20 protein-coding genes are annotated in these 24,671 nt (G+C 64.4%); 15 read left to right on the forward strand and 5 right to left on the reverse strand.

What is annotated here, in order from left to right; translation table 11 throughout:
• Positions 1–81 precede the first annotated feature (81 nt).
• The 3 genes from BVC93_RS32445 (at position 82) to BVC93_RS34400 (ending at position 3,074) form a co-directional block, all read left to right on the forward strand.
• Entirely contained in the window at positions 82–1,158 is a 1,077-nt protein-coding gene (locus BVC93_RS32445) for a tyrosine-type recombinase/integrase (protein ID WP_083741793.1), read from the forward strand.
• Positions 1,158–1,487, forward strand: coding sequence for a helix-turn-helix domain-containing protein (locus BVC93_RS32450; RefSeq protein WP_083741794.1), 330 nt, complete (start codon positions 1,158–1,160; stop codon positions 1,485–1,487). Before BVC93_RS32445 ends, BVC93_RS32450 begins: the two co-directional genes overlap by 1 nt.
• Before the next feature lie 180 nt (positions 1,488–1,667).
• The gene (locus tag BVC93_RS34400; protein ID WP_236950568.1) at positions 1,668–3,074 is read left to right on the forward strand and encodes a hypothetical protein; all 1,407 of its coding nucleotides are present in this window, start codon (positions 1,668–1,670) and stop codon (positions 3,072–3,074) included.
• A gap of 270 nt (positions 3,075–3,344) precedes the next feature.
• On the opposite strand, the gene BVC93_RS32465 is transcribed toward BVC93_RS34400, so the two are convergent.
• From BVC93_RS32465 to BVC93_RS32475, 3 genes are read right to left on the reverse strand one after another with little or no spacing between them, the layout of a single operon-like run.
• Positions 3,345–5,255 carry an aldehyde ferredoxin oxidoreductase family protein gene (locus BVC93_RS32465; protein WP_192860462.1) on the reverse strand — a complete coding sequence of 637 codons (1,911 nt, stop codon included), beginning with the start codon at positions 5,253–5,255 and terminating at the stop codon, positions 3,345–3,347.
• Positions 5,252–6,109, reverse strand: a complete 858-nt coding sequence (locus tag BVC93_RS32470; RefSeq protein WP_192860463.1) for an amidohydrolase family protein — start codon at positions 6,107–6,109, stop codon at positions 5,252–5,254. Before BVC93_RS32470 ends, BVC93_RS32465 begins: the two co-directional genes overlap by 4 nt.
• Positions 6,106–7,014: a fumarylacetoacetate hydrolase family protein gene (locus BVC93_RS32475; RefSeq protein WP_083741797.1), complete on the reverse strand. Its 909-nt coding sequence runs from the start codon at positions 7,012–7,014 to the stop codon at positions 6,106–6,108. Before BVC93_RS32475 ends, BVC93_RS32470 begins: the two co-directional genes overlap by 4 nt.
• A 285-nt stretch (positions 7,015–7,299) precedes the next feature.
• Between BVC93_RS32475 and BVC93_RS32480 the strand changes: the two genes are divergently transcribed.
• From BVC93_RS32480 to BVC93_RS32535, 12 genes are all read left to right on the forward strand, one after another.
• Positions 7,300–8,604: an L-fuconate dehydratase gene (locus BVC93_RS32480; RefSeq protein WP_236950569.1), complete on the forward strand. Its 1,305-nt coding sequence runs from the start codon at positions 7,300–7,302 to the stop codon at positions 8,602–8,604.
• Complete coding sequence (locus BVC93_RS32485) at positions 8,601–10,142, forward strand: sugar ABC transporter ATP-binding protein (protein ID WP_083741798.1); 1,542 nt, start codon at positions 8,601–8,603, stop codon at positions 10,140–10,142. Before BVC93_RS32480 ends, BVC93_RS32485 begins: the two co-directional genes overlap by 4 nt.
• Positions 10,139–11,164: an ABC transporter permease gene (locus BVC93_RS32490; protein WP_083741799.1), complete on the forward strand. Its 1,026-nt coding sequence runs from the start codon at positions 10,139–10,141 to the stop codon at positions 11,162–11,164. The genes BVC93_RS32485 and BVC93_RS32490 overlap by 4 nt, the downstream gene beginning before the upstream one ends.
• 82 nt (positions 11,165–11,246) lie before the next feature.
• Positions 11,247–12,233 (forward strand): ABC transporter substrate-binding protein, encoded by a 987-nt coding sequence (locus BVC93_RS32495; protein ID WP_192860464.1) that lies wholly within the window; start codon positions 11,247–11,249, stop codon positions 12,231–12,233.
• 21 nt (positions 12,234–12,254) lie between these two features.
• Entirely contained in the window at positions 12,255–12,992 is a 738-nt protein-coding gene (locus BVC93_RS32500) for a FadR/GntR family transcriptional regulator (RefSeq protein ID WP_157517377.1), read from the forward strand.
• A complete protein-coding gene (locus BVC93_RS32505; protein WP_083741802.1) occupies positions 12,989–13,810 on the forward strand; it encodes a phytanoyl-CoA dioxygenase family protein in 822 nt (273 codons plus the stop codon). Before BVC93_RS32500 ends, BVC93_RS32505 begins: the two co-directional genes overlap by 4 nt.
• Before the next feature lie 9 nt (positions 13,811–13,819).
• Positions 13,820–14,827: an aldo/keto reductase gene (locus BVC93_RS32510; protein WP_083741803.1), complete on the forward strand. Its 1,008-nt coding sequence runs from the start codon at positions 13,820–13,822 to the stop codon at positions 14,825–14,827.
• Entirely contained in the window at positions 14,824–16,323 is a 1,500-nt protein-coding gene (locus BVC93_RS32515) for an aldehyde dehydrogenase family protein (protein WP_083741804.1), read from the forward strand. Before BVC93_RS32510 ends, BVC93_RS32515 begins: the two co-directional genes overlap by 4 nt.
• 2 nt (positions 16,324–16,325) lie before the next feature.
• Positions 16,326–17,183: a fumarylacetoacetate hydrolase family protein gene (locus BVC93_RS32520; RefSeq protein WP_083741805.1), complete on the forward strand. Its 858-nt coding sequence runs from the start codon at positions 16,326–16,328 to the stop codon at positions 17,181–17,183.
• The gene (locus tag BVC93_RS32525; RefSeq protein WP_083741806.1) at positions 17,180–17,947 is read left to right on the forward strand and encodes an SDR family NAD(P)-dependent oxidoreductase; all 768 of its coding nucleotides are present in this window, start codon (positions 17,180–17,182) and stop codon (positions 17,945–17,947) included. Before BVC93_RS32520 ends, BVC93_RS32525 begins: the two co-directional genes overlap by 4 nt.
• Before the next feature lie 796 nt (positions 17,948–18,743).
• Complete coding sequence (locus BVC93_RS32530) at positions 18,744–19,769, forward strand: tyrosine-type recombinase/integrase (protein ID WP_083741833.1); 1,026 nt, start codon at positions 18,744–18,746, stop codon at positions 19,767–19,769.
• Positions 19,770–19,867: 98 nt separating this feature from the next.
• Positions 19,868–21,985, forward strand: coding sequence for a tyrosine-type recombinase/integrase (locus BVC93_RS32535; RefSeq protein WP_236950570.1), 2,118 nt, complete (start codon positions 19,868–19,870; stop codon positions 21,983–21,985).
• A 380-nt stretch (positions 21,986–22,365) separates the two neighbouring features.
• Here BVC93_RS32535 and BVC93_RS32540 read toward each other — a convergent pair whose 3' ends face one another.
• Positions 22,366–22,881: a gamma carbonic anhydrase family protein gene (locus BVC93_RS32540; protein ID WP_083741807.1), complete on the reverse strand. Its 516-nt coding sequence runs from the start codon at positions 22,879–22,881 to the stop codon at positions 22,366–22,368.
• Between the two features lie 155 nt (positions 22,882–23,036).
• The gene (locus BVC93_RS32545) at positions 23,037–24,659 is read right to left on the reverse strand and encodes an FAD-binding oxidoreductase (RefSeq protein ID WP_083741808.1); all 1,623 of its coding nucleotides are present in this window, start codon (positions 24,657–24,659) and stop codon (positions 23,037–23,039) included.
• Between the last annotated feature and the right edge of the window lie 12 nt (positions 24,660–24,671).

Consider the following 24,671-nt stretch of genomic DNA (forward strand, 5'->3'; position numbering starts at 1 on the left):
TAGTGACTGAAATTCGGGAATTGTGAATATTTGTGCACTATCCTGATCCTTCTACTGGATTGGTGAAGTGAGGGATGCAGGGTGGCGCTAGCTGCTGTACGAGATCTGCGCGGGCTTCGGCGCGAGGCGACGGCCGAGGAGTTGGCAGAGTTCGAGACCGATGTGATGGCCGGCTTCGTGTTGGCTCGCGCGGCGGCGGGCATGGCCGACACCAGCATCGGCAATGATCTCGTTGACCTCGAGCAGATCCGCGACTGGTTCGGAGCGCCGCTATGGGAATTGCAGCCCCGCCACGCGGACGAGTATCTGGGCAAGGTTCTGCGGAACTCGGCGCCAGCCACTCGGCACGGGAAAGCGGGCACCCTGTCGCTGTTCTTCGACTACCTAGAGTTGCGGCACAAGGCCGAGATCTACAACCTCACCGGCATCGTGGTCGAATGCCCGGTCGACGAAATGAATCGGCCGGCTAGTGGTCCCGCCACCTCGATCCGGATACCCCCGTCGGAAGCTGAGATCAACACGCTCTTCGCGGGATGGCGTAGCGACTTGGTGCAGTGTCGCAAGTTCGCACCTATGGCTAGGAGTTACGCCGCAGCACAACTGATGATGCGGATAGGGCTGCGTATCAACGAGTGTTGTTACCTGGATCTCGACGACATCAGGTGGGAACTCGGTCGCTTCGGAAAATTGCACGTCCGCCGCGGAAAGGGCTCGCGAGGGCGCGGGCCCAAACAGCGCGTCGTTCCTTTAATCAACGGCGCCGACCGGACTCTGCGATGGTACGTCGAGGATGTCTGGGGGCATTTCGGAGACGGATGGGACCAACCTGGAACGCCCTTGTTCCCCTCGGAACGCCACCACCCTGATGGATCCCACATCCGCGTTTCCCGGGAGCCGCTCCGGGCAGCGCTGAGCCAGGCAGTCGAACGGCATCTACCGCAGTGGAAGGGGCGACTCACTCCCCATGTGCTCCGCCATTACTGCGCCTCTGAGGTCTATCGCTCAGGGATGGACCTGGTTGCGATCCAAGAACTTCTCGGCCATCAGTGGGTCGCCACCACGATGCGCTATGTGCACGTCCATCGAGAGCACATTGAAGACGCCTGGCTCAAGGGGCAACAACGCGCCGCGAGTCGACTGGAAGGACTCTTACCATGATGAAGTGGAACTTGCGTCTCGCCGCCGCCAACCGCGGAATCTGGAAAGCCAGTGAGCTCCAACGACTTCTGCGTGACCACGGGCTGGCCATCAGCGCAGGCAAGATGTCGGGACTATGGTCAGGGCAGCCGCACAGCATCAAGCTCGACGACCTCGATATCATCTGCTCGGTGCTTGACTGCGGGCCTGAAGAACTGCTCTTGCGTGACTCTTCGATCACAGCGCCCGGCAATGCGCCGGCAAGTGATGTGGCCACGGCGGTAGGCGACGAGCGCCGGCCGGTTGTGCGGCCACGCCCACCGAGTGGCCGCACGCTGCCTCCCGAGTAACGCCTCGATTGCGTGACAACGTTGAAAACCGGTAGTTGTGTCGACTGCCACGCCTGGGGACCGCTGCGGTGGTTTCCGCGCTGCGCTGCCTGCTACAGCTTCAACCGCAAACATCACGACTACCGGGGCCAGTGCGCTGCGTGTGGGCGACTACGGCACCGGCTCAAGGGTTACTGCCGAATGTGCTGGAGCGAGGCAAGCCGCCGAAACAGGGAACGGCCGGGGCATGGACGATCACTTCTTCCCGTCCTGGAAACCATCGACAGCCACCAGCTGTTCTTCGCGGACATGTTGCAAGCCTTGCGGATTCACTACCACTGCTCCCGTGATTCGGAGCCCGAAGTGCGCCGAACAGTCGCACCGCCGACGTCGTTCCGGCCAGCCGAGGGCGCTGGCCAATACAGCCTTTTCGAAACCTGTCGCGACCTCAGCAAGTTCGAGCGGCCGCCACACTCGCAGTGGGCGGCAGACGCCGTGCGAGAACCCCACATCACACTCGCCATGCGCACGGCCGACCGTATCGCCGAATCCCACGGCTGGTCGCAGCGACTGACCTACGATGTCCGGCGCGGCCTCATGATGGCGTTAGCGTGTCGTCCGCCCGACGAGCGCGTCCGCTACTCGGAGCTAGAGCCGCTTGCCGCGCTCAAGGGCATCAGCGTCACCCGCGTAGCCGCCGTCCTTGATGATGCCGGTCTGCTCCTCGATGACCGACCCGATGTCGCAGAACTGAACTGGCATCGCCGACTCACCGACATCTCGGATGGAATCAAAGACGACGTGCTCGACTGGCTGCGACACCTGCGACGTGGTTCCCGCCGTTCGAAACCACGCCAGCCTGGAACCGCCAACGAGTACTGCCGGGTAGCTGCCCCTATCCTGCGCGATTGGTCAAAGCGCTATGGCAATCTACGGGAGGTCACCAACGACGACATTTGCGTAGTCGTCGACGGCCTTCCCGCGAACCGTCGCAGCCATACCTTGGTGGTCTTGCGCTCGCTGTTTCGATACCTCAAGCGTGAGAAACGGATCTTCGCCAATCCGACCATCCGCTTGCGCCCCGGCCGCGTGGCCCCGGCCGCACTGCTGCCGGTTGACGCTGACGATTACCGAGAAGCCGTCGTGGCCGCCACCACTCCCCAGCATCGCATCGCGCTGGTTCTCGCTGCCGTCCACGCAGCCCGGCCAGCGGACATCCGGAACCTGCGACTTGATGACATTGACTTGGGCGCACGACGAATGACGATCAAGGGACACACCCGCCGTATTGATGAGCTGACGCACCGAATACTCATTCAATACCTCGACTATCGAAGAAGAACTTGGCCGTACACCGCGAACCGCCACCTACTGGTGACCTCCGTAACAGCCAACGACGCCCGACCGGTGAGCGACTACACGGTCACTCAACTCTTCGGTGGGCTGAAGGCCACGCTCGGAAAGCTGAGCGTCGATCGCCGACTCGAAGAAGCCATCACACACGGACCGGATCCACTCCACCTTGCCGCCGTCTTCGGACTATCTCACGGAACGGCCATCCGGTACTCAGAGGCCGCCCGGGTCCTGCTGAACGACGGCCGGGCCTGAACTGCAAGCTGTGTGCCCCAGTTGCGAGTTAGTTAGCTGCTGTGGATCTCTTGGCCATGAACGCGAGAACCCGACAGATGGAGGACGGGTTGCGGAGAATGTCTGACGACGGCGCCGTCGTCGCACGTACGGTTTCCGGCGGCAACTTCTGGCTGATTCCCCAAGCCGTTGTGGCCAGCGGCAGCGCCCCGCGGATACAGTGTTGTCGACTGGCGGCGACGTTTGTGCTCGCGCCTCGAAATCGTTGCAGCGGTGGGTAAGTCATGCCGCCTATACGCCTGCAAGATGCGTACCGAGACCCACTTCGATCAGAGCGGTCGGTGTAGGTATGCCGTTGCTGTCCCAGCCAACCAACCTATAGTAGAGGGCTACTGCGTCATCGAAGGCTTCTCGGTTGATCGCGATACCGCGGTGGCGGCCGTCGTCGATCGGGTCGGTGAAGAACCGGTCGGGAAGGGTGTCTTGCTCGGCGGTGATTCCTTCGCGTAGGTTGAATAGCCGCATCAGGTGCCATCGACGTCGCCCCCAGACGAACAGTTCGCGGTCGCTGGTGCGCCACCCAGTGACCAGGTGAATCAGTCGCGCCAGATCCGGTAGATCTAGTTCGCGCACGGGTGGGCCGGCGAAGAGCGATACTCCGAGTGCATCCATGCCGCTCCACATGTCGAGCAGCATCGTTGTTCGGGCGACACGGGCGTCGTCGAGAGTTTCCATGGGCTCCCAGTCCAGGGTGCCGAGTGTGCGCATCATTTCCAACCCGTGCCGCCAACCGCCGACTGGATCGAAATCGATGTCGTGTTCGACGATTTCGTAGCGGGGACCGACCGGGCTCACGGCGTAGGCCAGCGCTTGTCCGGCGGATGCTCGTGGCTCGAACGAGACCATCTCCAAGCCTTTGATGTGCATGGCGAAGTGGCGGGCCTCGACTGGGAGGTGGGCTACCGCTGCACGGACACCTTCGCCCAACCACGACACGGCCGCGACGCCGGTGGCGATGTCTGCCATCAGTGCTGTCAACGCCTGTGAGTCGCCGAACACCGGATCGTGACCGGCCAGATCGACACCGTCCAAGAGATGGTGCTGACGTGCCTCACAGAGCATGCTGACGGTGAAGGACAGGGATACCGGGTCGACGCCCCAGAGGTGGCACGATGCGTTGAGGTCCATCACCAGGTCGGGGTCGGTGAGGCCGAGGTTGAGCGCGAATGCGGCGACGGCCTCCTGGTGCAATCCGCCGGCGCGGTTGTCGATGGCGTTACGGAATGTCTTGATGCAGTCACCGGGGCATCCGGGGCAGCCACCTTCGGATACTTCGATCCGCTCGGTGAGCGCCTGTGCGGTGAGGTTGCCCAAGTCGACTATTCGGCTGGTGCTGTAGTTGGGGCCCTGGCCGTATCCAGCCAGTGAGCTTCCTTCGGTGGGCCAGGCGCCGAAGCCGGGTACCTGCTGTTGTGAGCGGGTCAGGTCATTGTCGGCGATCCGGCTTGCATAGGCGGAGGTCAGGACGGCCAGGCCTGCTTCGTCGGCGGGTGGCGGTGCTGTATCGGGCGATAGCACAACACCTTTGAGGTTCTTTGCGCCCATCACCGCTCCTAGGCCCATGCGGGCCGCGGCGAAGGTACGGTCGGTCTCGATGCTCGCGTAGCGCACCCCGCGTTCCCCGGCCGGCCCGATCACCGCGCAGTGGACATCAGACCCGTGCCGGAACTCCAAGGTGTCTGTGGCGGATCCGGTGTCGGTGCCCCAGATGTCCTTGGCCGGAAGGATGTGCGCCCCGCCGGCGTCGATGAGCAGGTAGCAGGGATGGGCTGCTCGCCCGGTGATGATGACGGCATCCCAGCCGGTCGCTTTGAGTGCGTGACCGTAGGGCCCTTCGACGCGGCACTCCCCAATGCCGCCGGTCATGGGGGATTTGGCGACGACGATGACACGCGCCAGTCCGATAGCCGGGTGGCCGGTGACGGCGGTGGACATGAAGCACAGGGGTGCCGGCGCCGACAGCGGGTCGTAACCGGGCTTGGTCTCGGCCAGAAGGAGTCGCGTGGCCTCCAGTCCGCCGCCGACATAAGTTCGGCAGTGCGCCGGTGTGAGGGTCTCGGTGCGGGTTTCGCCGGTGGTGAGGTCGATGCGTAACCGGCGGCCGGTGTGCCCGTCGCCGCAGCCGTCGTGTCCGGGGGTCACGGCTGCAGTCCGTAGACCGCGATGGCGGTGCGGCCGAAGAGACAGTGCCGTTCCTCTTCGGAGATGTTGTCGAGGCAGTCCCGTGCGGCCTCCATGACAGCGTGGTAGTCCGCGGCCAGCAGACACGCCGGCCAATCGGAACCGACCATCAGGCGGCGGGCACCGAACAGTTCGAGGAGCACCTTGACGTACGGCCGTAGCGTGTCCGGTGTCCAGGAAGTCCAGTCGGCCTCGGTCACCAACCCAGACAACTTGACGTAGATGTTGGGCAGCGACGCGAGATCCGCCATGACGGTTCGCCACTGGGCGAACGTTTCGTCGGTGTCCCCTGCTATGTCGGGCTTTCCTGCATGGTCGAGCACGATCCGGCACCGTGACTGGTTGCGGGCCAGCGCCGCAGCACCTGACAGGTGTTGCGGGCGGGCCACGATTTCCAGCACCCGGCCACGGTTGGCCAGTGCGGCGGCGGCCTCCTGTGCCTCGGGCTGTTCGAGGTGGTCGGCCGGTTCGGATTGGGCCTGAATCCGCAGGCCCATGAGCCACCGGTCCGCAAGTGGATGGGCGAATGCCCGTTCGATCTGGGTAGTGACGTTTCCGGTTGCGGTGTCCACCCAGCCCACCACGCCGAGAACCTCGGGGTACTCGGCGGCGACGGTCAACATGACGGCGAGTTCGTCGTGACGGCCGCTGCCGCATTCGACGAGCACTGTGCCGTCGACCTTTTCGCATTGCAGCAGCGGATGCAGGTCGGCCATGGAGTAGGGCCGACGCAGAACTTCGTGGCCAGGTTCGGCCAGCCACCCAACGCGGCCCGGAGCGCTCCACAGGTGATGGTGCGCGTCAATCACATTCACGACACCGCCACGTCGAACCTTGACGGCATGACTGACAGTGCCTGGCGGTACTCGTCCAGGCCGACAGCAACGGTATTGGACAGCACACCAACTGATTCCAGTTCAATCGAGACGACATCACCGGCTTCCAGGGTGAACGGCAGCTCCGGTACCAGGCAGGTGCCGGTCGAGACGATGGCACCCTCGGGGAAGTCGTCGGAGCTGAACAGACTCGCGGCCAGGTCAGCAGGCTGGCGCTTCAGCTGGCCGGTTGACGCCTCGCCCGTCCAGCGGACGGTGTCGTCGTGGCTGATGGTCAACGTGATTGCCAGGCGGTCCAGGGACTCGATCTCCCAGATCGGCCGGATCGACGGGCCCACCGAGCAGGACCCCGCGTAGGTCTTGGCCTGCGGAATGTAGAGCGGGTTTTCCGCTTCGATGCTGCGTGAGCTCAAGTCATTGCACACGGTGACGCCGATGATGTCGCCGAAAGCGTTCACCACCACCGCCGCCTCGGGTTCGGGGACATTGATCGGGGAGTCTGCACGCACCGCGATCGGCTCCCCATGTCCGCGAGCCTTCCACGACGTCGACTTGAAGAAGAGTTCGGGCCGCGCCGCGTCGTACACCCGAGCGTAGATGTCGGCGTCGTGTTCGCTTTCTTCCATCCGCGCCAGCCGAGAGTTCTCATAGGTCACCCCGGCCGCCCAGATCTCGGTGCGCCCATCGACCGGCGGAAGTAACCGGACGTCCGAGAGCGGAAGACGTGGCCCGTCGAGTTCGGCGCACCGGCTGCGGAGCGCATCCAGGCGCAACCCGAGTAGTCCGCTCAAGGTGACGTCCTCGGGGAACGCGGTGACGGCGTCGCCGGCCAGCAGCCCGATTCGCGGGGGGTTGGTGTGATCGGTGAAGCGAACGATGTTCATGAGTCTCCGCTCTGTAGGTCAAGACATTGGATGTATGAAGGTGATGCCAGCGCACGGAATATTGGGGTGGAGCCACGGTCATACGGCCTGTCCGGCGCTAAATCAGCACGTCCAAGGCCGAATCTACCACCAGTTTCACTTAGATGAAACAACTCACCGAAAGAGCTTGACAGTGAGGCAGCTCACCGTGCAAGCTAGACAGACATCCAATGTCTGTGATGAAACATCCCGCAGCCGCCCAGCTCACGCGGCCGACTTCCGGCCACCTTGTCAAGGAGAGAGAACTTGCCCCGGATCACTGCGCTTGAGGCCTTGGACCTCCGCTTCCCCACGTCGCTGTCGCTGGACGGATCCGACGCCATGAACCCCGATCCCGACTACTCCGCGGCCTACGCGATCATCCGCACCGATGCTGGGGACGGTCTCGAAGGTCACGGCTTCACCTTCACCATCGGCCGCGGCAACCAACTCTGCGTCTCGGCGATCGAGGCCTACGCCCCGTACGTGGTGGGTCGCGACCTCGACGAGGTGCTCTCCGACATGGGGGCGTTCTGGCGCAGCTTGGCCGGCGAGAGCCAGTTGCGGTGGCTGGGACCGGAGAAGGGTGTCGTGCACCTGGCCTTGGCTGCGGTGGTCAACGCGGTATGGGACCTCTACGCCAAAAAAGAGGGCAAGCCGCTGTGGAAGTTGCTGGCCGACATGACCCCCGAACAGATTGTCGCCCTGGTCGACTTCCGACACATCGGCGATGAGCTGAGCCCCGAGGCTGCGCTGGACATGTTGCGCCGGCTCGAACCCACCAAACAGCAACGCATCGAGTCCATCACGGCCAACGGGCTACCCGCCTACACCACCTCCGCCGGATGGCTGGGCTACGACGACGACAAGATGCGCCGCTTGGCCCGGGAAGCGATCGACGCAGGCTTCACCCACATGAAGATCAAGGTCGGGCGTGACCTGGATGACGACCTTCGCCGCACCGCGCTCCTGCGCGAGGAGATCGGCCCCGACCGCTACCTGATGGTCGATGCCAACCAGGTGTGGAACGTCGACGAGGCGATCAAGTGGATCCAGGCGTTGGCCCCCTACAACCCGTGGTGGATCGAAGAACCGACCAGCCCGGATGACGTCCTCGGTCACGCCGAGATCGCCCGCCAGGTGGCGCCCATTCGCGTCGCGACCGGTGAACACATCCAGAACCGGGTGATGTTCAAGCAGTTCCTGCAGGCCAAGGGAATGGGTGTGTGCCAGATCGACGCCTGCCGCGTCGGCGGGGTCAACGAGAACATCGCGATCATGCTGCTGGCCGCGCAGCACAACATCCCGGTCTGCCCCCACGCAGGCGGAGTGGGGCTGTGCGAATACGTCCAGCACCTGTCGATCTTCAACTACATCGCGGTGGCCGGGAATCTCGACGACGTGGTGGTGGAGTTCGTTGATCATCTGCACGAGCACTTCGTCGACCCGTGCATCGTCGACAACGGTCACTACGTCGTTCCGAGCCTGCCCGGCTACTCGGCGGAGATCCTGGCGGACAGCCGAGAGAAACACCGCTACCCCGACGGCCAGATCTGGGTGAGCCGGTCGTGAGCGCGTTCCTGCAGATGCGGGGAATCTCGTTGGCATTCCCCGGAACGCAGGCGCTGTCCGACGTCGACCTCACCGTCGAACGGGGCGAGATCCGCGCGCTGCTCGGCGAGAACGGCGCCGGAAAGTCCACCTTGATGAAAGTGCTGGCCGGGGTCGAGCGCCCCGACGCCGGCAGCGTCACCCTCGACGGTACGGCGATCGACCCCCGCAGCCCGAAGGAAGCGCACGCCGCCGGGGTCGCGATGGTGTTCCAAGAGATGAGCCTGGCCGACAATCTCAGTGTCGCCGAGAACATCTCGCTGGGAAGTCTGCCCAACCGCCTCGGGGCAGTGCGCTGGCGGTCGGTCCGCAAGACCGCCGCCGCGGCGCTGGCTCAACTGCACGTCGACATTCCACTAGGCACCAAAGCCGGTGAGCTGACCATCGCTCAACAGCAGATGGTCGAGATCGCCAAAGCCGTCACCGGCGAGCTGAAAGTCCTGATTCTTGATGAGCCGACCAGCGCGCTGACCGAGACCGAGACCGAGGAACTGTTCGCGCTGATGCGCCGCCTGTCGGACCGCGGCGTGTCCGTCCTCTACATCTCCCACAACCTCGAGGAGATCATCGCCGTCTGCGACTCGGTGACGGTCATGCGCGACGGCACAGCGGTGGCCACCCATCAGGTCGCCGACACCACCGTCGACATGCTCATCACCGAAATGGTGGGCCGCGAACTCACCGACATGATGCCCAAGCAGAGCAGCGAGGTCGGCGACGTGCTGCTCGACGTACGCGACCTGGTGGTCGACGGCAAAACCGAGCCGGTCAGCTTCACCGTGCGAGCCGGCGAAGTGGTAGGATTCGCCGGTCTGCTCGGAGCGGGACGGTCTTCACTGATGCGCTGCCTGGTCGGCGACATCCCCCGCACCTCGGGGCAGGTGCTCGTCAACGGACAACCTTTACAGCCCCGCCAACCCAAAGACGCCGTACGCCGCGGACTGGGGTACCTATCCGACGACCGGCGCGCCAGCGGGATCGTCGGCAAGCTCGGTATCCGCGAGAACATCGGGCTGGGATGTCTGTCCCTCAACAGCCAATTCGGCGTGATGAAATCCATCCAGGAACGCCGTCTGGCCGAGGACACCGTGGCCCAGATGCGCATCCGCTGCAGCAGCATCGAAAAGAGCGTCGCCGAACTCTCCGGCGGTAACCAACAGAAAGTGGTGCTGGGCCGGTGGATGGCTGCCGGGGTGGACGTACTGATCCTCGACGAACCCACCCGTGGTATCGACGTTGGCGCCAAAACCGAGGTCTACCAACTCATCAACACCCTCACCGCCGCGGGCAAGGCAGTGATTCTCGTGTCGTCCTACCTGCCCGAGGTCCTCGGGATGAGTGACCGCGTGATCGTCATGCGCGGAGGTCAGATCACCGGGGAACATCCGCGCGACGGCATCACCTCCGAAGCAGTGATGTACGACGCCACCGGACAGAAGCGTTCCGAGCAGCTGCCGCCGCTGACCACCGCCGACCTCGTAATGAAGGAGCACCAGTGAGTACCATCGAGGCGCAGCGTCAAACTGCCTCCGACGCAACCAAATCCACGTCGGCCCTGCGGCGCGTGCTCGGGCCGCTGGCCAACCAGCTGGCGCCGTTCACCATCGTGATCGTGATGTGCATCGGTCTGTTCATCCTGACCCCACACTTCCTGACCACCTCCAACATCAAGGGCAACCTGGTTCAGATGTCGAGCCTGGCCATCTTGGCAGTCGGGGCCACCATGGTCATCGTGGCCGCGGGGATCGACCTGTCGGTCAGCTCGATTGTCGCTCTGTCCGGAGTGGTCTCAGCCAAAGCGATCGTCGCCTTCGGTGTCGGCATCCCACTGGGCCTGCTGATCGGCATCGCCGTTGGCGGTGTTGTCGGACTGATCAACGGACTGCTGGTCAGCAAGCTCGGCCTGCCCGCCTTCATCACCACACTCGGGACCCTCAGCGTCTGCGCAGGCGCCGCACTGCTGATCACCAACGGTCAAGCGGTGTACGGGCTTCCAGCCGGGTTCGGATGGCTGGGCACCGGGGAGGTACTGGGAATCCCGGTGCCGGTCATCGTGATGGTGATCGTCGCGATCGCGGGCCACATGCTGCTCGCCCACACCACGCTGGGACGCGCCGCCTACGCCATCGGCGGCAACGCGCGCACCGCCCGACTGTCCGGCATCAACGTCGGCATGGTGCTGGTCACCCTGTTCGTCATCTCCGGACTGCTGGCCGGGCTGGCGGGTGTCCTGGAGGCGTCTCGTGTGGTCAGCGGTCAGCCCGCGGCCGGAGCCAACTACAACCTCCTGGCCATCGCCGCGGCCGTCATCGGCGGTGCCAGCCTCTTCGGCGGCGAAGGAAAGATCCTCGGCGCCATCATCGGCGCGACCATCCTGCAGCTCATCAGCAACGGCTCCAACCTGCTCGACATCTCCACCTTCTGGCAGAGCGTCATCGTCGGTGTCGTCGTGATCCTCGCCGTCCTCTATGACCAGTTCCGCCAGAGCCGAGCCCGCAAGGCCGGCACCCACCACCCCTAGCTGTAGGCACACCCCTGCAAGCCGTACGTCCCTTCTCCCGCAGTTCCCTCTCCCTGCAACGACGCACAAGAAAGAGACCAAAATGCAGATCCGTTTCAGCGCCTTGACCAGGAGGCGCATCCTCGCCTCCGCCGCGGCTGTGGTGATGGCCGCCAGCATGACCGCCTGCAACCGTGGTGAGGGAGGTGAAGCGGCCCAGCGGCAGTTCGCGGTCGTGCCGGGGTCCACCGGGTACTTCTACTGGGGCACCCTGCACGCCGGCGCGCAGAAAGCCGCCGACGAACTCGGCGCCGAACTGATCTGGCGTGGCACCGCCACCCAGAGCGACATCACCGGACAAATGAACATCCTGCAGGACTTCGTCAACCGCAAGGTCTCAGGGATCGCGTTCGCGGCCAACGACACTCAGGCTCTGCAGACCATCGTCGACCAGGCCGAGTCCAATGACATCCCGATCGTCAGCGCCGATGCCGGCATCGAGCCGCAGTCCATTCCGCTGATCGCCACCAACAACGAAGCCGCCGCCGGACTGGCCGCCGACTACATCGGCGAACAGCTCAACGGCCAGGGCAAGGTGGCCCTGTTGCCCTTCCTCGCCACGTCCGCCACCTCCCAGGCCCGGCTCAAGGGCTTCGAAGACCAGATCGCCGCCAAATATCCCGGCATCCAGGTGGTGGCCACCCAATACACCGACGGCGACGTCAACAAGGCGCTGGGCATCATGAACGACATCCTCACCGCCAATCCCGACCTCGACGCGGTATTCGGGCTCAACGAGCCCGGTGTGGTGGGCGCAGTCCAGGCCATCGAGGCACGCAACGCCGACGTGGTGGTGGTGGGCTTCGACAACGCGCCCGACGAGGTGTCCGCGTTGCAGGCCGGAACGGTGTCGGCGCTCGTCGTACAGGACCCCTTCAAGATCGGCTACGAAAGCGTGATGGCACTGAACAAGATGGCCGACGGTGAGACGGTTGACGAGATGATCGACACGGGCGCGACACTGGTGACGCAAGAGAACATCGACGACCCGGACATCCAGAAGCTGGTCAATCCGCCGGTCGTCAACTAACACATGACGCGGAGTGCACCCATGGGTCTGACCGACACCGCTATCGAGCGGCTGCGCGCGCTGATCGTCAACGGCGATCTGTCGCCGGGGGCGCGGCTCCCACCCGAGCAGCAACTGGCAGCGCAGCTGGGGATCTCCCGTGGGTCGACCCGCGAAGCGGTCAAGGCACTCACCCACGCCAGGATGTTGTCGGTCAAACGTGGCGACGGTACTTACGTCACCAGCCTCGAACCCGACGAGTTGCTCCACGGCATCACCCTGGCCGCCGAGCTGGCCCGCAACGAGACCGTGCTGGATGTCCTGGAGGTTCGCAGGCTGCTCGAACCGGGCGCCACCCGGTTGGCCGCAGAACGCATCAGTGACGGCGAGCTCGACGAGATCGCCACCCTGCTGACGGTGATGGACGACACCCACGACCCGCAGGACTTCATCAAGCTCGACGTGGAATTCCACAACCGGATCGTCGAAGGTGCGGGCAATGCTTGGTTGACCGCAGTTCTGCGAGGCCTGTCCGAACCAACAATCCGCGCCCGGCGGGAACGGCTGACCTTCGACCTGCAGGTCGAGGAACTCACCCGCGCACAGCACCGCGACATCTACACCGCACTGCGGGAACGAGACAGCGCACTGGCCGAGGCCGCCGCGCTTGCCCACATCTGCAGCGTGCAGCGCGGGCTGCGCACCATCCTCCTCGACAACGACAACACCCACCACAACAACAACCACCGACCGACGCTCGCACCGAGAAAGGACACATGACAATGGATTCCAAGCAGGCACTCATCGAATTGGGAGTCGATCCCACGCTGGACGACGACCTGCGCGAACAGTTGGACACCAACGGGTTCTTCATCGTTGCCAACGCGCTGACCCCGCAGCAGTGCGCAGCCATGCGGGAGGAGTTCGACCGGATCACCGAGCAGGAAGCAGGATCGGGGCTGGTGATGGATCCCGAGCCTGGTGCCACCCGGCTGTCAAATATCTTCAACAAATCCGAGGTCTTCGATCCCTCGCTGGTGCTGCAGCCCGTGCTGGCGGCGGCGCTGTACCTCTTCGACGATTTCAAACTGCATGGCGCGAACATCCGGGACCCGCACTCCGGGGGCGGCAATCAACCGCTGCACAGCGACGTCCCCAAAGCCCATGAGGAGGACTGGCGTCTGGTCAACGCGCTGATCTGCCTCGATGAACTGCGCCTGGACAACGGCCCCACCCGCATCGTGCCCGGCTCACACAAGTGGCCGCACAACAACACCCCGAAGCTGAACCTCGATGTCGCAGCCGGGGAGCAACAGCGCGGTGAGTACGGCGACCAGACCAAGTTCCCCGAGGATCCGCTGGCTCCCTACCCCGGCGAGATCCACCTGACCTGCCCGGCAGGCGGGATGGCCGTTACCAACGCCAGCCTCTGGCACGGCGGCACCGACAACATCTCCGGTGACCGGCGGCGCATGCTGCACCTCACCTACACCCGCCGTGACCTTATCCAGCAATTCGTGCAGCAGGACTACCTGACACCCGGTCTCTACGAACGACTTTCGCCGGCTCAGCGGTACCTGTTCGACGTCCACGCCTAGGAGAACTCCATGCCATTCCGCCCTGCGCTCGCACCGCTGTCGGGCAGCGGCGCCGTAGACCCCATTCCGCTGGGTCTGGGCGCCGCCCCGCTGGGGAACCTGTTCTCCACGGTCAGTGACCAGCAAGCCGAGGAAACCATCACTGCTGCCTGGGATCTGGGCATCAGGACGTTCGACACCGCCCCGCTCTACGGTTACGGCGAGTCCGAGCGCCGGCTCGGTGAGGCGCTGGGGCGGTACCCGCGCGACGAGTTCGTGGTGTCAACAAAGGTGGGGCGCCTCATCCGGCACGGCGCCCCACCCTCACCGGAACAGCTGTTCGGCGGAGAGCACTTCTACAAAGTCGACGGTGATGTCAATCCGGTATTCGACTACAGCCACGACGGCGTGCTGCGGTCGGTGGAGGAAAGCCTGCAGCGGTTGGGGTTGGATCGCATCGACCTGCTCTACATCCATGACCCCGACGAGCACTTCGCCGACGCCCTGGGGGGCGCTTTCCCGGCCCTGCGTCAGCTGCGTGACGAGAAAGTGGTGCGTGGCATCGGCGTCGGGATGAACCAGACGGCGATGCTGGCAGCGTTCGCCAAAGAGGCGGACTTCGACTACTTCCTGGTGGCCGGCCGCTATACGCTGCTGGACCAACAAGCCGCCGACGAGCTCTTCCCCCTGTGCGAGGAGCGTGGAATCGGGGTTGTCAGCGGCGGCGTGTTCAACTCCGGGATCCTGGCCGCACCCATCGACGACGCCACCTACGACTATGTTCCGGCGGCGCCGGAGATGCTCACCCGTGCCCGCAGGATCCAGGAAATCTGCCTGAGCTTCGGCGTCGAGTTGGCCTCTGCAGCCATGCAATTCCCCCACCGCCACGCCGCAACAGCAGCAGTACTTCTCGGCGCCCGCAGCGCCGAAGAGATTCGCACCAACGCCCAGCTGTACCGCAGCCCCATCCCCAGCGCACTGTGGGACGCGTTGGCCGACGAAGGCCTGATCCGCGAACAGGAAGAGGTTCGATCGTGACCGTCGTGCAGACCGTCAACCCGGCCACCGACGAGAGCACCACCACCACCGCCTCGGAAGCCACCACCGAGCAGGTTGCCGCCGCGTGTGCCGCTGCCGCCTCAGCAGCAAGGGAGTACGCCGACGGCGGCCGGGAAATGCGCGCGGCCCTGTTGCGGGCTGCCGCGGACGCGCTGGAAGCCCGGCGCGCCGAGATCATCGACATCGGCATCCGCGAAACGGCGCTGACCGAACAGCGCCTGGGTGGCGAGTTGAACCGAACGGTCTACCAGGCGCGGTTCTTCGCCGACGTCGTGGAGGAGGGCTCATTCCTCGAAGCCGTCGTTGACCATGCCACCGACACGCCGATGGGGCCCGCCCCCGACCTGCGTCGCATGCTCGTCCCCATCGGGCCGGTGGCCGTGTTCGGGGCCAGCAACTTCCCGCTGGCGTTCTCGGTACCGGGGGGCGACACCATGGCCGCACTCGCGGCGGGGTGCCCGGTCGTCATCAAGGCCCATGAATCACACCCGCTGATGTCACTGACCACCCACGCGGCACTGCAAGAGGCGGCCGAAGCCGTCGGCGCGCCACAAGGAGTGACGGGACTCGTCTTCGGTCGGCAAGCCGGGCTCGACCTGGTGTCAGACCCGGCGATCACGGCTGTCACGTTCACCGGCTCGCTCGGCGGCGGACGGGCCCTGATGGACGCCATCGCCGCGAGGCCACAACCGATTCCGTTTTACGGAGAGCTGGCCAGCCTCAACCCGGTGATCATCACCACCGGGGCTGCCGCCGCATGTGGCGCCGACCTGGCTCAGCAACTCATCGCTTCGGTCACCGGATCAGGCGGGCAGCTCTGCACCAAACCCGGGTTGGTGCTGGTCCCGGCCGACACCGCGGGCGACACGCTGGTGTCCGAGGCGGTGCGACTGCTCGCCGGCGCCAGCGCGCAGACCCTGCTGAACCGCAACATCTATCAGGCCTACAGCACCGCCGAACCCGGGGCGGGAATGCGGGTGATCGGTGAGGGCGGCGCCCCCGACACCATCGGCCTGTCGGTGTCCCCACGACTGCTCGAAGTTTCCGCCTGTGACCTGGTGGCCACAGACATCGAGGAATGTTTCGGCCCGACCACCATCGTTGTGCGCTATCAACAGGGAGAGGATCTCGACCTACTCAACGCCCTGCCAGGTTCGCTGACCGGAACCATCCACGCCGAACCCGCCGAGCGAGACACGATCTCACAGCTCACCCAAGTCCTGGCACCCCGTGCGGGACGGCTGTTGTACGCCGGTTTCCCCACCGGCGTGCACGTCGGATGGGCGCAGAACCACGGAGGCCCTTGGCCCTCGACCAACACCCAGCACACCTCGGTCGGAGCCACCGCCATCCGGCGTTTCCTGCGGCCGATGACCTGGCAATCTGCACCGGAATGGGTGCTACCCACTGAATTACGGGACGACTTCCATGCGGTTCCCCGCCGCGTTGACGGTGTCCTTCAGGTGGCCCGGTAGCGATGCGATTGATGCGACTGGGCGAAGCCGGCGCCGAAAGGCCCGCCGTCGAGCATGACGGCACCATCTACGACCTCTCACCGCTGACCACCGACATCGACGGCTCCTTCCTGGCGTCGAACGGCGTCGCCGCAGCCCGGGAAGCGCTGGTACAGCGGCGTCTCCAGCCGGTCGCAGCCCCGCATGAGAAACGCGTCGGTGCGCCGGTGGCCCGGCCGTCGGCAGTGGTGTGCATCGGACAGAACTATGCCGCACACGCCGCTGAGACCGGCTCGCCGCCCCCTTCGGCGCCAATCGTGTTCTTCAAACACCCCAATACCGTTGTCGGACCGCACGACACGGTGCTCATCCCACCAGGAGCGACCCGCGTGGATTGGGAGGTCGAACTGGCGGTCGTGATCGGGAAGCGGGCCCGATACCTCGACTCTGCCGCCGAGTCGGCCGACTACATCGCCGGCTATACGGTGTCCAACGACGTATCCGAGCGTGACTACCAGATCGTCGACTCCGGGGGACAGTGGTCCAAAGGGAAATGCTGCGAAACCTTCAACCCGCTCGGGCCCTACCTGGTACCCGCGGACGAGGTGCCCGATCCGCAGTCGTTACGGTTGTGGTCGTCGGTCAACGGGCAGGCGCGGCAGGATTCCTGCACCTCGGACATGATCTTCTCCGTCGCCGAAACTGTATGGCACCTCTCGCAATACCTGGTTCTCGAACCCGGTGACATCATCAACACCGGCACCCCACAGGGCGTGGCCCTCTCAGGTCGGTTCCCGTACCTCAGCGACGGCGACGTGATGCGCATCGGCATCGAACGCCTCGGCGAGCAGGCGCAACAACTGGCAGCAGCCGGCAGATGACCGCCGGCGAGTTCGACGGCTTGGTGGCCGCGGTGACCGGCGGCGCGTCCGGCATCGGAGCGGCCGTCGCCCAACGGTTGAACGGCCTGGGCGCAACAGTGGCCGTACTCGACCGTGATGACACCGCAGAGCCAGGGATAACGGCCATCCGCTGCGATGTCGGCGATGACACGTCAGTCCGTGCGGCAATCAAGCAGGTCGTGCGTCGATGGGGCGGTCTCGACATCGTGGTGAACAATGCTGGTGTCGGTGCTCAAGGTACGGTGACCGACAACGACGACAGCGAATGGCTACGGGTCTACGACGTCAACGTACTCGGCATCGTCCGAGTCAGCCGCGCCGCGCTGCCGCACCTCCGGCAGTCAAAACACCCTGCGATCGTGAATATCTCGTCGATCGCCGGAACTGCAGGGCTACCGAGAAGGGCGCTCTACAGCGCGACCAAAGGCGCGGTCCTGGCGCTCACCAGAGCAATGGCGGCCGACCATGTACGCGAGGGAATCCGTGTCAACTGCGTGAGTCCAGGAACCGTGGACACCCCCTGGATCCAGCGTCTGATCGAGTCCGCCGCCGACCCAGAATCCGAGTTGTCAGCTTTAGCAGCACGCCAACCGCTCGGCCGACTGGTTACCGCGGCCGAAGTCGCGGCCGCGGTGGCCTACCTCGCCGGCCCGTCCGCCGCCTCAACGACCGGCAGCATCGTGGAAGTGGACGGTGGCATCTCTGGTCTTCGCATGCCGACAAAGCTCGCCGGGGCGTCCTGACAACATAGACCAGCAGAGCCAGAACGTGCGGTCGCAACCGATGCGGGCTCCGCCGCCGGTTGCAAATTCGCACAGCGCGGTCGTCGAAACGCCCCGCCGTCTCATGGTTGCGGGTCAGCGTGTGCACCGAGAATGGCGGCCAGCATCCTCGCTCGTGCTCCCCGCCCCACAACAATAACGGCAGCACCCACAGCGCTGATGCAGTCCGACCCCCCTGCGCGGCGGCCGGTCCACACTTACGAAACATGTTGTTAGGCAGCAACTCGCGTTGTCACGATGCCTCGCCACGGGTTAGCATGGAATACGGCGCGTAGCTTCTCAAGTTGGGAGGCAACACGCGATCGTGATCAGGGCGTGCAGGTGATCTTTCCCCCAATTCTGCTGCCTGGCGAACATCTAACGGCGGGCGGCCCGAGCTGGGTCGGCATTGCCGGAGGCGACCGTCATATCTAGGCGTGGTATCGAGCTTAGGTAGAGGATCTGAGCCGTCTCGATTCTCTCGAAGTGAGACTGGCACCGTATGGTGACCGCGAGGTCGGACTGCCCCTGCCGCTCATTGCCGGCTCGGCTGTATCTGGCGCTGGCAACCTCCGCGAACTGATGCGATGGGTCCTGTTAAGACCCTGGGTTTCGCAGCAGACCGCCTTCAGAAAGCTTGAACTCCCGGCGGTCGATCCAATGGGGATGGACGAGAGCTGACTGCGACACCTTTGTCTACAACCTCACGGGCCGCCGATGGCTCAAAAGTGCCTGCAGCTATTGCCTTATGTGGAATATAGGGGTCTATCGTGAAGAAATGAAGGAGGTTGCGTGGGAGCGCTTCGCTGACGTTGGCGCGCATGAGCAGGGTCGGCGATGGTTACAGTTCACGGCCAATATCGGGCGCGCCCCCAACACGATCGACGCCTACGGTCGGGCGCTGCAGGATTACTTCACCTACTGTGTGGCGGCAGGTGCTGATCCCGTTACTGCGCGAGGCGACGTCGTGGCGGCCTGGATCGGGGACATGCGCACACGCGCCCGCGACGACGGCGGGGCGTGTGGATTGTCAGACGCGACGGTGCAACAGCGGGTCGTCGCGGTCCGCGGATTCTACGACTTCCTCGTCGAAGATCAACTCCGCGAGCGTAACCCGGTTCGGCGGGGACAGGCGGGCCGCCGCGGGAAACAACCGCGACGAGGCTTGGTCGGCGTGGCCCATAAGGCTCCGTGGATTCCCGACGAGCACGCGTGGGGGCGCATCCTGGAGGCTGCTACCTCCGACACGCTGCGCAACCGCTTGATGCTCTGCCTGGCCTACGACGGGGCCCTGCGTCGCGAAGAATTAGTGTCGCTGCGCATCGGTGACTTTGAGCCGGCGTGGTCTCTGATTCACGTGCGAGCGGAGACGACCAAGTCCCAACGCGCCAGGACTGTGGCGTTCGGGGCGACCTCAGCGCAGCTGCTGGTGGTCTACCTGCGCCAGCGCACTGATACGTTCGGCAAGGTCGACGGTGCCCTGTTCCTGAGCACGTCCCGCCGTAATCTCGGGGCTGGAGTCGGTGCCTCGGCATGGTCGAAAGCTGTCACTGCTATCGCCGGGCGGGCCCAGGTGCCCGAGTTGTCTACTCACACATTGCGGCACCTCAGGTTGACGGACTTGGCGCGGGCCGGATGGGACATCGACGAGATCGCGCAGTACGCCGGGCACCGAGACCTCTCCACCACCCTGACCTACCTCCACCTGTCCGGCCGCGAGCTGGCCGCGAAGTTCCACGCCGCCTCCGCCTCCCTGCACGTCGACCAAGAGCGGCGACTGGCCGCTCTAGTTTCGATGTGGTGATCATGCTGACCGATGACGAAATCCCCGTATTAGCTAGGCTTTTCGACCACAGAAGCCCGCATTTCAGCGCCCCCACCACCCGCGCGTTGCACCGCCTCGTGAACCCCGTGACCCCGCTGCTGACGGGGTGGCGGCCCGACATTGCCGGGCGGGCACGCAGCCACCTCCTGCGACGCGTGCACATCGAGCAACGCCCTTACTGGGAATGGGACGCACAGATATGGCGTGACCTGGCGACCGTGGACTCGAGCACCAAGCTCGGCGCCCCAATAACCGCCATCGCCAACGTCGTCGCCGGACACCGCACTTTGCACCACGACGTCAGGGTGTCCGTACGAACCACCGCCGGGCTGGCCTACGGCAAACCCGCTGTAGAGGCCGCAATCGCCCACGTCCAGGACACCCTGCGCAGGTGGGAGGTCTCCGAACACACTCGCGGCAGCCAAGTCGCCGCGGCCACGTGCGACCTCCTACTGTGCAGCGGCACCGCCACCCTCACCGATCTCACCGAGGACACCGTGGCCGCACTGGCCGACTTCTACGGCAACGGGGCCCGCCGTAGGGGGCTGATCAAACTGTCCCGCGTGTTGGCGCACGACGGCATCCTGCGGGCACCGGTAGCTCGCAATGCCCGTCAGCGCGGGCCACGCCAACAAACGCTGGACTCCGCTCCGCACGAGTGGGTTCAGTGGGCTCTGCGATGGCGCAACGCGACCACTATCGAACCCGGTTCGATCCGCGGAAGATTCGCCATCATCCTCATTGCCGGGCGCTGGGCTGCCGAAAAGCACCCCGAGGCCCTCGAACCGCATCTGTGGACCCGTGACATCGCCGCCGAGTACGTCGCTGACACCCTCAACGCCACCCACGGTCAATGGGCCGGCTGCAACCGCGACACCCGCAGAACCGGACAGTCTTTAAGCGCGGTGGGAAAAGTCCAACGCATCGACGGCGTACGTGCATTCTTCCTCGATCTCATTGAATGGGAGTGGATTACTCCCCGCTTTGACCCCCGCAAGGCGCTCGCGGGGCCGCTGTCGGTGCGTGCACAACTCGGTCCGAATCCGCGCATCATCGACGATGCATCTTGGGCCAAACTGATGGCTGCCGGATTAACCGTCGAGGCCACGGATCTCAAGGTATATGGCAGCACTGCTGCCCGTGCCGCGAGCTCAGAACATCGCACCTACTACCCGATCGAGATGGTCCGCGCGTTGATCGGCGTCTGGCTGTTCGCGGGCCTACGCATCGACGAGATCCGCCGCTTGGAGCTGAACTGCGTCCGCCGTGACGAGGGACGCGACGACAAGACCGGCGCACCATTTCCGATTTGCCTCCTGCACGTCCCGGCAAATAAGACCAGCAGAGCATTCAGCAAGCCGGTTGACCCTCTCGTCGGTGAACTCATCGACGCATGGCGCGCCATCCGCCCACCTCAGCCTGACCTCATCGACCGCAAGACCCGACAACGGCAGCAGTTCCTGTTCTGCGTGCGCGGCGAACTCATCGGATCGTCCTATCTCAACGCCCACTTGATCCCCGTGCTGTGCCGCAAAGCCGGTATCCCCGAACATGACTCACGCGGTGCCCTGACCAGCCATCGTGCCCGCGCCACCATCGCCACCCAATTGCTGAACGCACCAGAACCGCTCTCGCTGGTCGACCTTAGAGAATGGCTGGGCCACAAGCACGACTCCAGCACCCGGCACTACGCCACCATCTTGCAACGACGCCTCACCGCCGCCTACAAGAAAGCTGACTACTTCGCCCGCAACGTCCGCACCATCCAGGTCCTCATCGACCGGGAGACAATCATGACCGGCGCTGCCGCCGACGGACAACCGTGGAAGTACTACGACCTCGGCGACGGGTACTGCACCTACGACTTCTTCGCGAAATGTCCTCACCGCCTTGCCTGCGCTCGCTGCCCGTTTTACCTCCCCAAACAGTCTAGCGCGGGCCAGCTACTGTCCGTCAGACACGGTGTTGAACGCATGCTGGAGCAGCTTGCCCTCACCGACGACGAACGTTCCGCGCTGCAGGGCGACCGCGACAGCCTGACCCAACTCGCGCAGCGGCTGTCGAAGATCCCCACTCCAGCCGGCCCCACTCCGGAAGAACTGGGCACAGTGGCAAGCGCTTTCATAGCACTGGACGAGCTGCGGAAGTCGTTGCCCAGGGGTCATGATGACGAAATCCGCTCGCAGGAAAGCTAGATGGCGAAGGTTGCCGAGACAGCGTGATCGCCACGGAGCTGGCTAAGTCTAAGACGCCCGCTGACCGCAACCGCACCGCCGGTGACTTCGCCGCCGCGGCCACCGCAGCACCCACCCTCCCCCATGCCACGTGACAGCATCGCCGCCCCGACCGGGCCGAGCCGCCACCCTCACGCCGGGGCAGTCAAAGCCGAGTCCCACTTCGCTACAGCGGATTTCATCAACCTGCCCCATACCCGCGCCGTCTCGCAACGGCGCGCCAGCTGCTCGCATAATTCGCAGTCGCCGCCGTGCTCATCGGTGGGCCTTACCCTCGGGGCCGGGTTGGATTGGTCGCATCGGATCGGAGTCAAGCTGACCCCCCCCAACGATCACAGGCTCTAGACGATTCGGGCTCTGGAGTGCACTTCTTGAGCGATCAGGTACCGAGCTGCGTTGTCTTTAATGTGTTGTCGCTCATCATCTGTAATCTGCCGCCGAACTTTGCCTGGGACGCCGGTAACCAGGGAGCCCGGTGGAATGTCCGCACCACCTGGTACTAGAGCGTTCGCGGCGATCAAAGTTCCCGCCCCGACTACCGCCCCGTTAAGGACAGTGGCTCCCATGCCGATGAGGACATCGTCGCCAATGGTGCAGGAATGGAGTATGGCATTGTGGCCCACGGACACTCCGCTACCGACCACTAGTGGCGCCCCTGCGTCGACGTGCAGGACGCAGCCATCCTGAATGTTGCTGCGGTCGCCGATAACGATCGAATCGAAGTCGCCTCGTACAACTGCGTTGTACCAAATTCCCGCTTGCTTTCCTACGCGGACTTGTCCGATTACGGCGGCACTGGTGGCGATCCACGCGGTGGCGTGGACATCGGGAAGGTGATCGTCTAAAGCGATGTTCATCGTCGCCCTTCTGGTAGTCGTAGGTCCGAAGCCTCGCCTACTTCTTCGGTGGGCGCTTTTCGGCACCGCGTGCCGAAGTGCTGACAGGCGTTGGCAGTACGACGGTCCCGCCCAATCAGGGTGACTGGTTGGGCGAGACCGTCGCGGCGCTGGCGTTATCGTGGGTCGACGAGTACGCCTGGATTCATGATGCCGCTTGGGTCGACTGTCTTTTTCACCGATTGCAGCGCCGAGGCGAACAGGTCGGGGCGCTGTTGGTCGTACCAGGGTCGGTGGAAGCGGCCGACAGCGTGATGGTGGGTGATGGTTCCGCCTGCTGCTAGCACTGCCTCTGACGCCGCGGCTTTAATTGCCGCCCATTGTTCGACCTCGGCGCCGTGCTTGGCGGGAGCCAGTACGGTGTAGTACGGGGCGGGGCCGTCGGGATACACGTGAGTGAACCGGCAGGCCACCACGCCGTCACCGCACTCACGTTTAGCAGCCCGAGTGGTAGCTTCCACTACTCGGGCGTGCAGTTCGGGAAATGCGCTCCATGTGCATGCGGTCTCGAACGTTTCTCGCATGACGCCCATGCGGGTGTAGCCCTCTTTGTAGTACGGTCCCCGGACGAAGAAGTCGCGCCACCTGCCGGCCGCCCCGGAATGACCGGCGTCGGGCGACGAAACGCCCTGTAGCGCTTCAGCGGTGACCCGGCCACCGTGCTGGGCGCAGATCTCCGCGGCGCGCTGCATCCATGGCTGGAGCTCGTGGTCAGCGGACTCAAAGGCCAACACGAGAATTGAATCCGAGTCTGAGGCACCCGAGAGCAGGCTTTCGGTGGGATCAAGGAGTCGACAGTTCGCGGGGTTGAGACCTGACTGCGACAGTTCGCGGATCGCGTCTACCGCCTTGGTGAAGTCAGCGAATGGCACCGACGTGGCCACCTTGTGGGTTGGCTTGTCCTGCAGGCGCATCCAGGCCTCAGTAATGATGCCGAGGGTACCTTCAGAGCCAATGAACATGCGGTCTGCCGACACGCCTGCCCCGTCGCAGGGCAGGCGACGAGTTTGCATGGTTCCCGAAGGGGTGACGACCCGCATGGCCTGCACGGAGTCGTCGATCTGGGTGATGCCGGTGGCGAAGTGTCCTGCGGCACGTGTGGCGATCCATCCACCCAGGGTGGAGAACTCGAAAGCTTGGAGGAAGAAGCGCATCGACAGTCCGTGTGGGCGCAGCTGATTTTCCATGTCGGGCCCGAGGACTCCACCCTGTATGAGCGCGGAACGTGATGTGTGGTCAATCTCGAGGACTTTGTTGAGATGACGGAGGTCGATGGTGATTGCGCCGCGGTAGTCGCCGGAGACGATGGGTTCGATGCCTTGGGCCACAGAGGATCCGCCGCCGTAGGGCACCACCGCGACAGTATTGTCATGTGCCCAGTCGAGGATTGAGACGACGTCGTTTTCATCGGTGGGGAATGCAACGAAGTCCGGCGGATTGTCGAACTTGCGTTCCAGTCCCCGCACAAAGTCACCCAGATTCTTACCGAGAGTGTGCTCGGCACGGGTCCATGTGTCGGACTTGCAGATGTTGGCCAAGGTTTCGGGGGGCGTTACGCGTGGTTCGCGGAGTTCGATTTCGTCGATTGTCGGCGCTTTGGCAAGGTCGTGGATAGCGAAGCCAAACTTGTCCCGGATCATGTTTCCCAGGTCGTGCACCTCTGAGTCGGTGATACCGGTGTCGGCGAATCCCCACCCCCAGAATTTGCGAGTTCGCAAGTCCAGATCCTGCGTGGCCATAGCTAACCTCTT

The sequence above is a fragment of the Mycobacterium sp. MS1601 genome, assembly GCF_001984215.1.
Taxonomy (GTDB): Bacteria; Actinomycetota; Actinomycetes; order Mycobacteriales; family Mycobacteriaceae; genus Mycobacterium.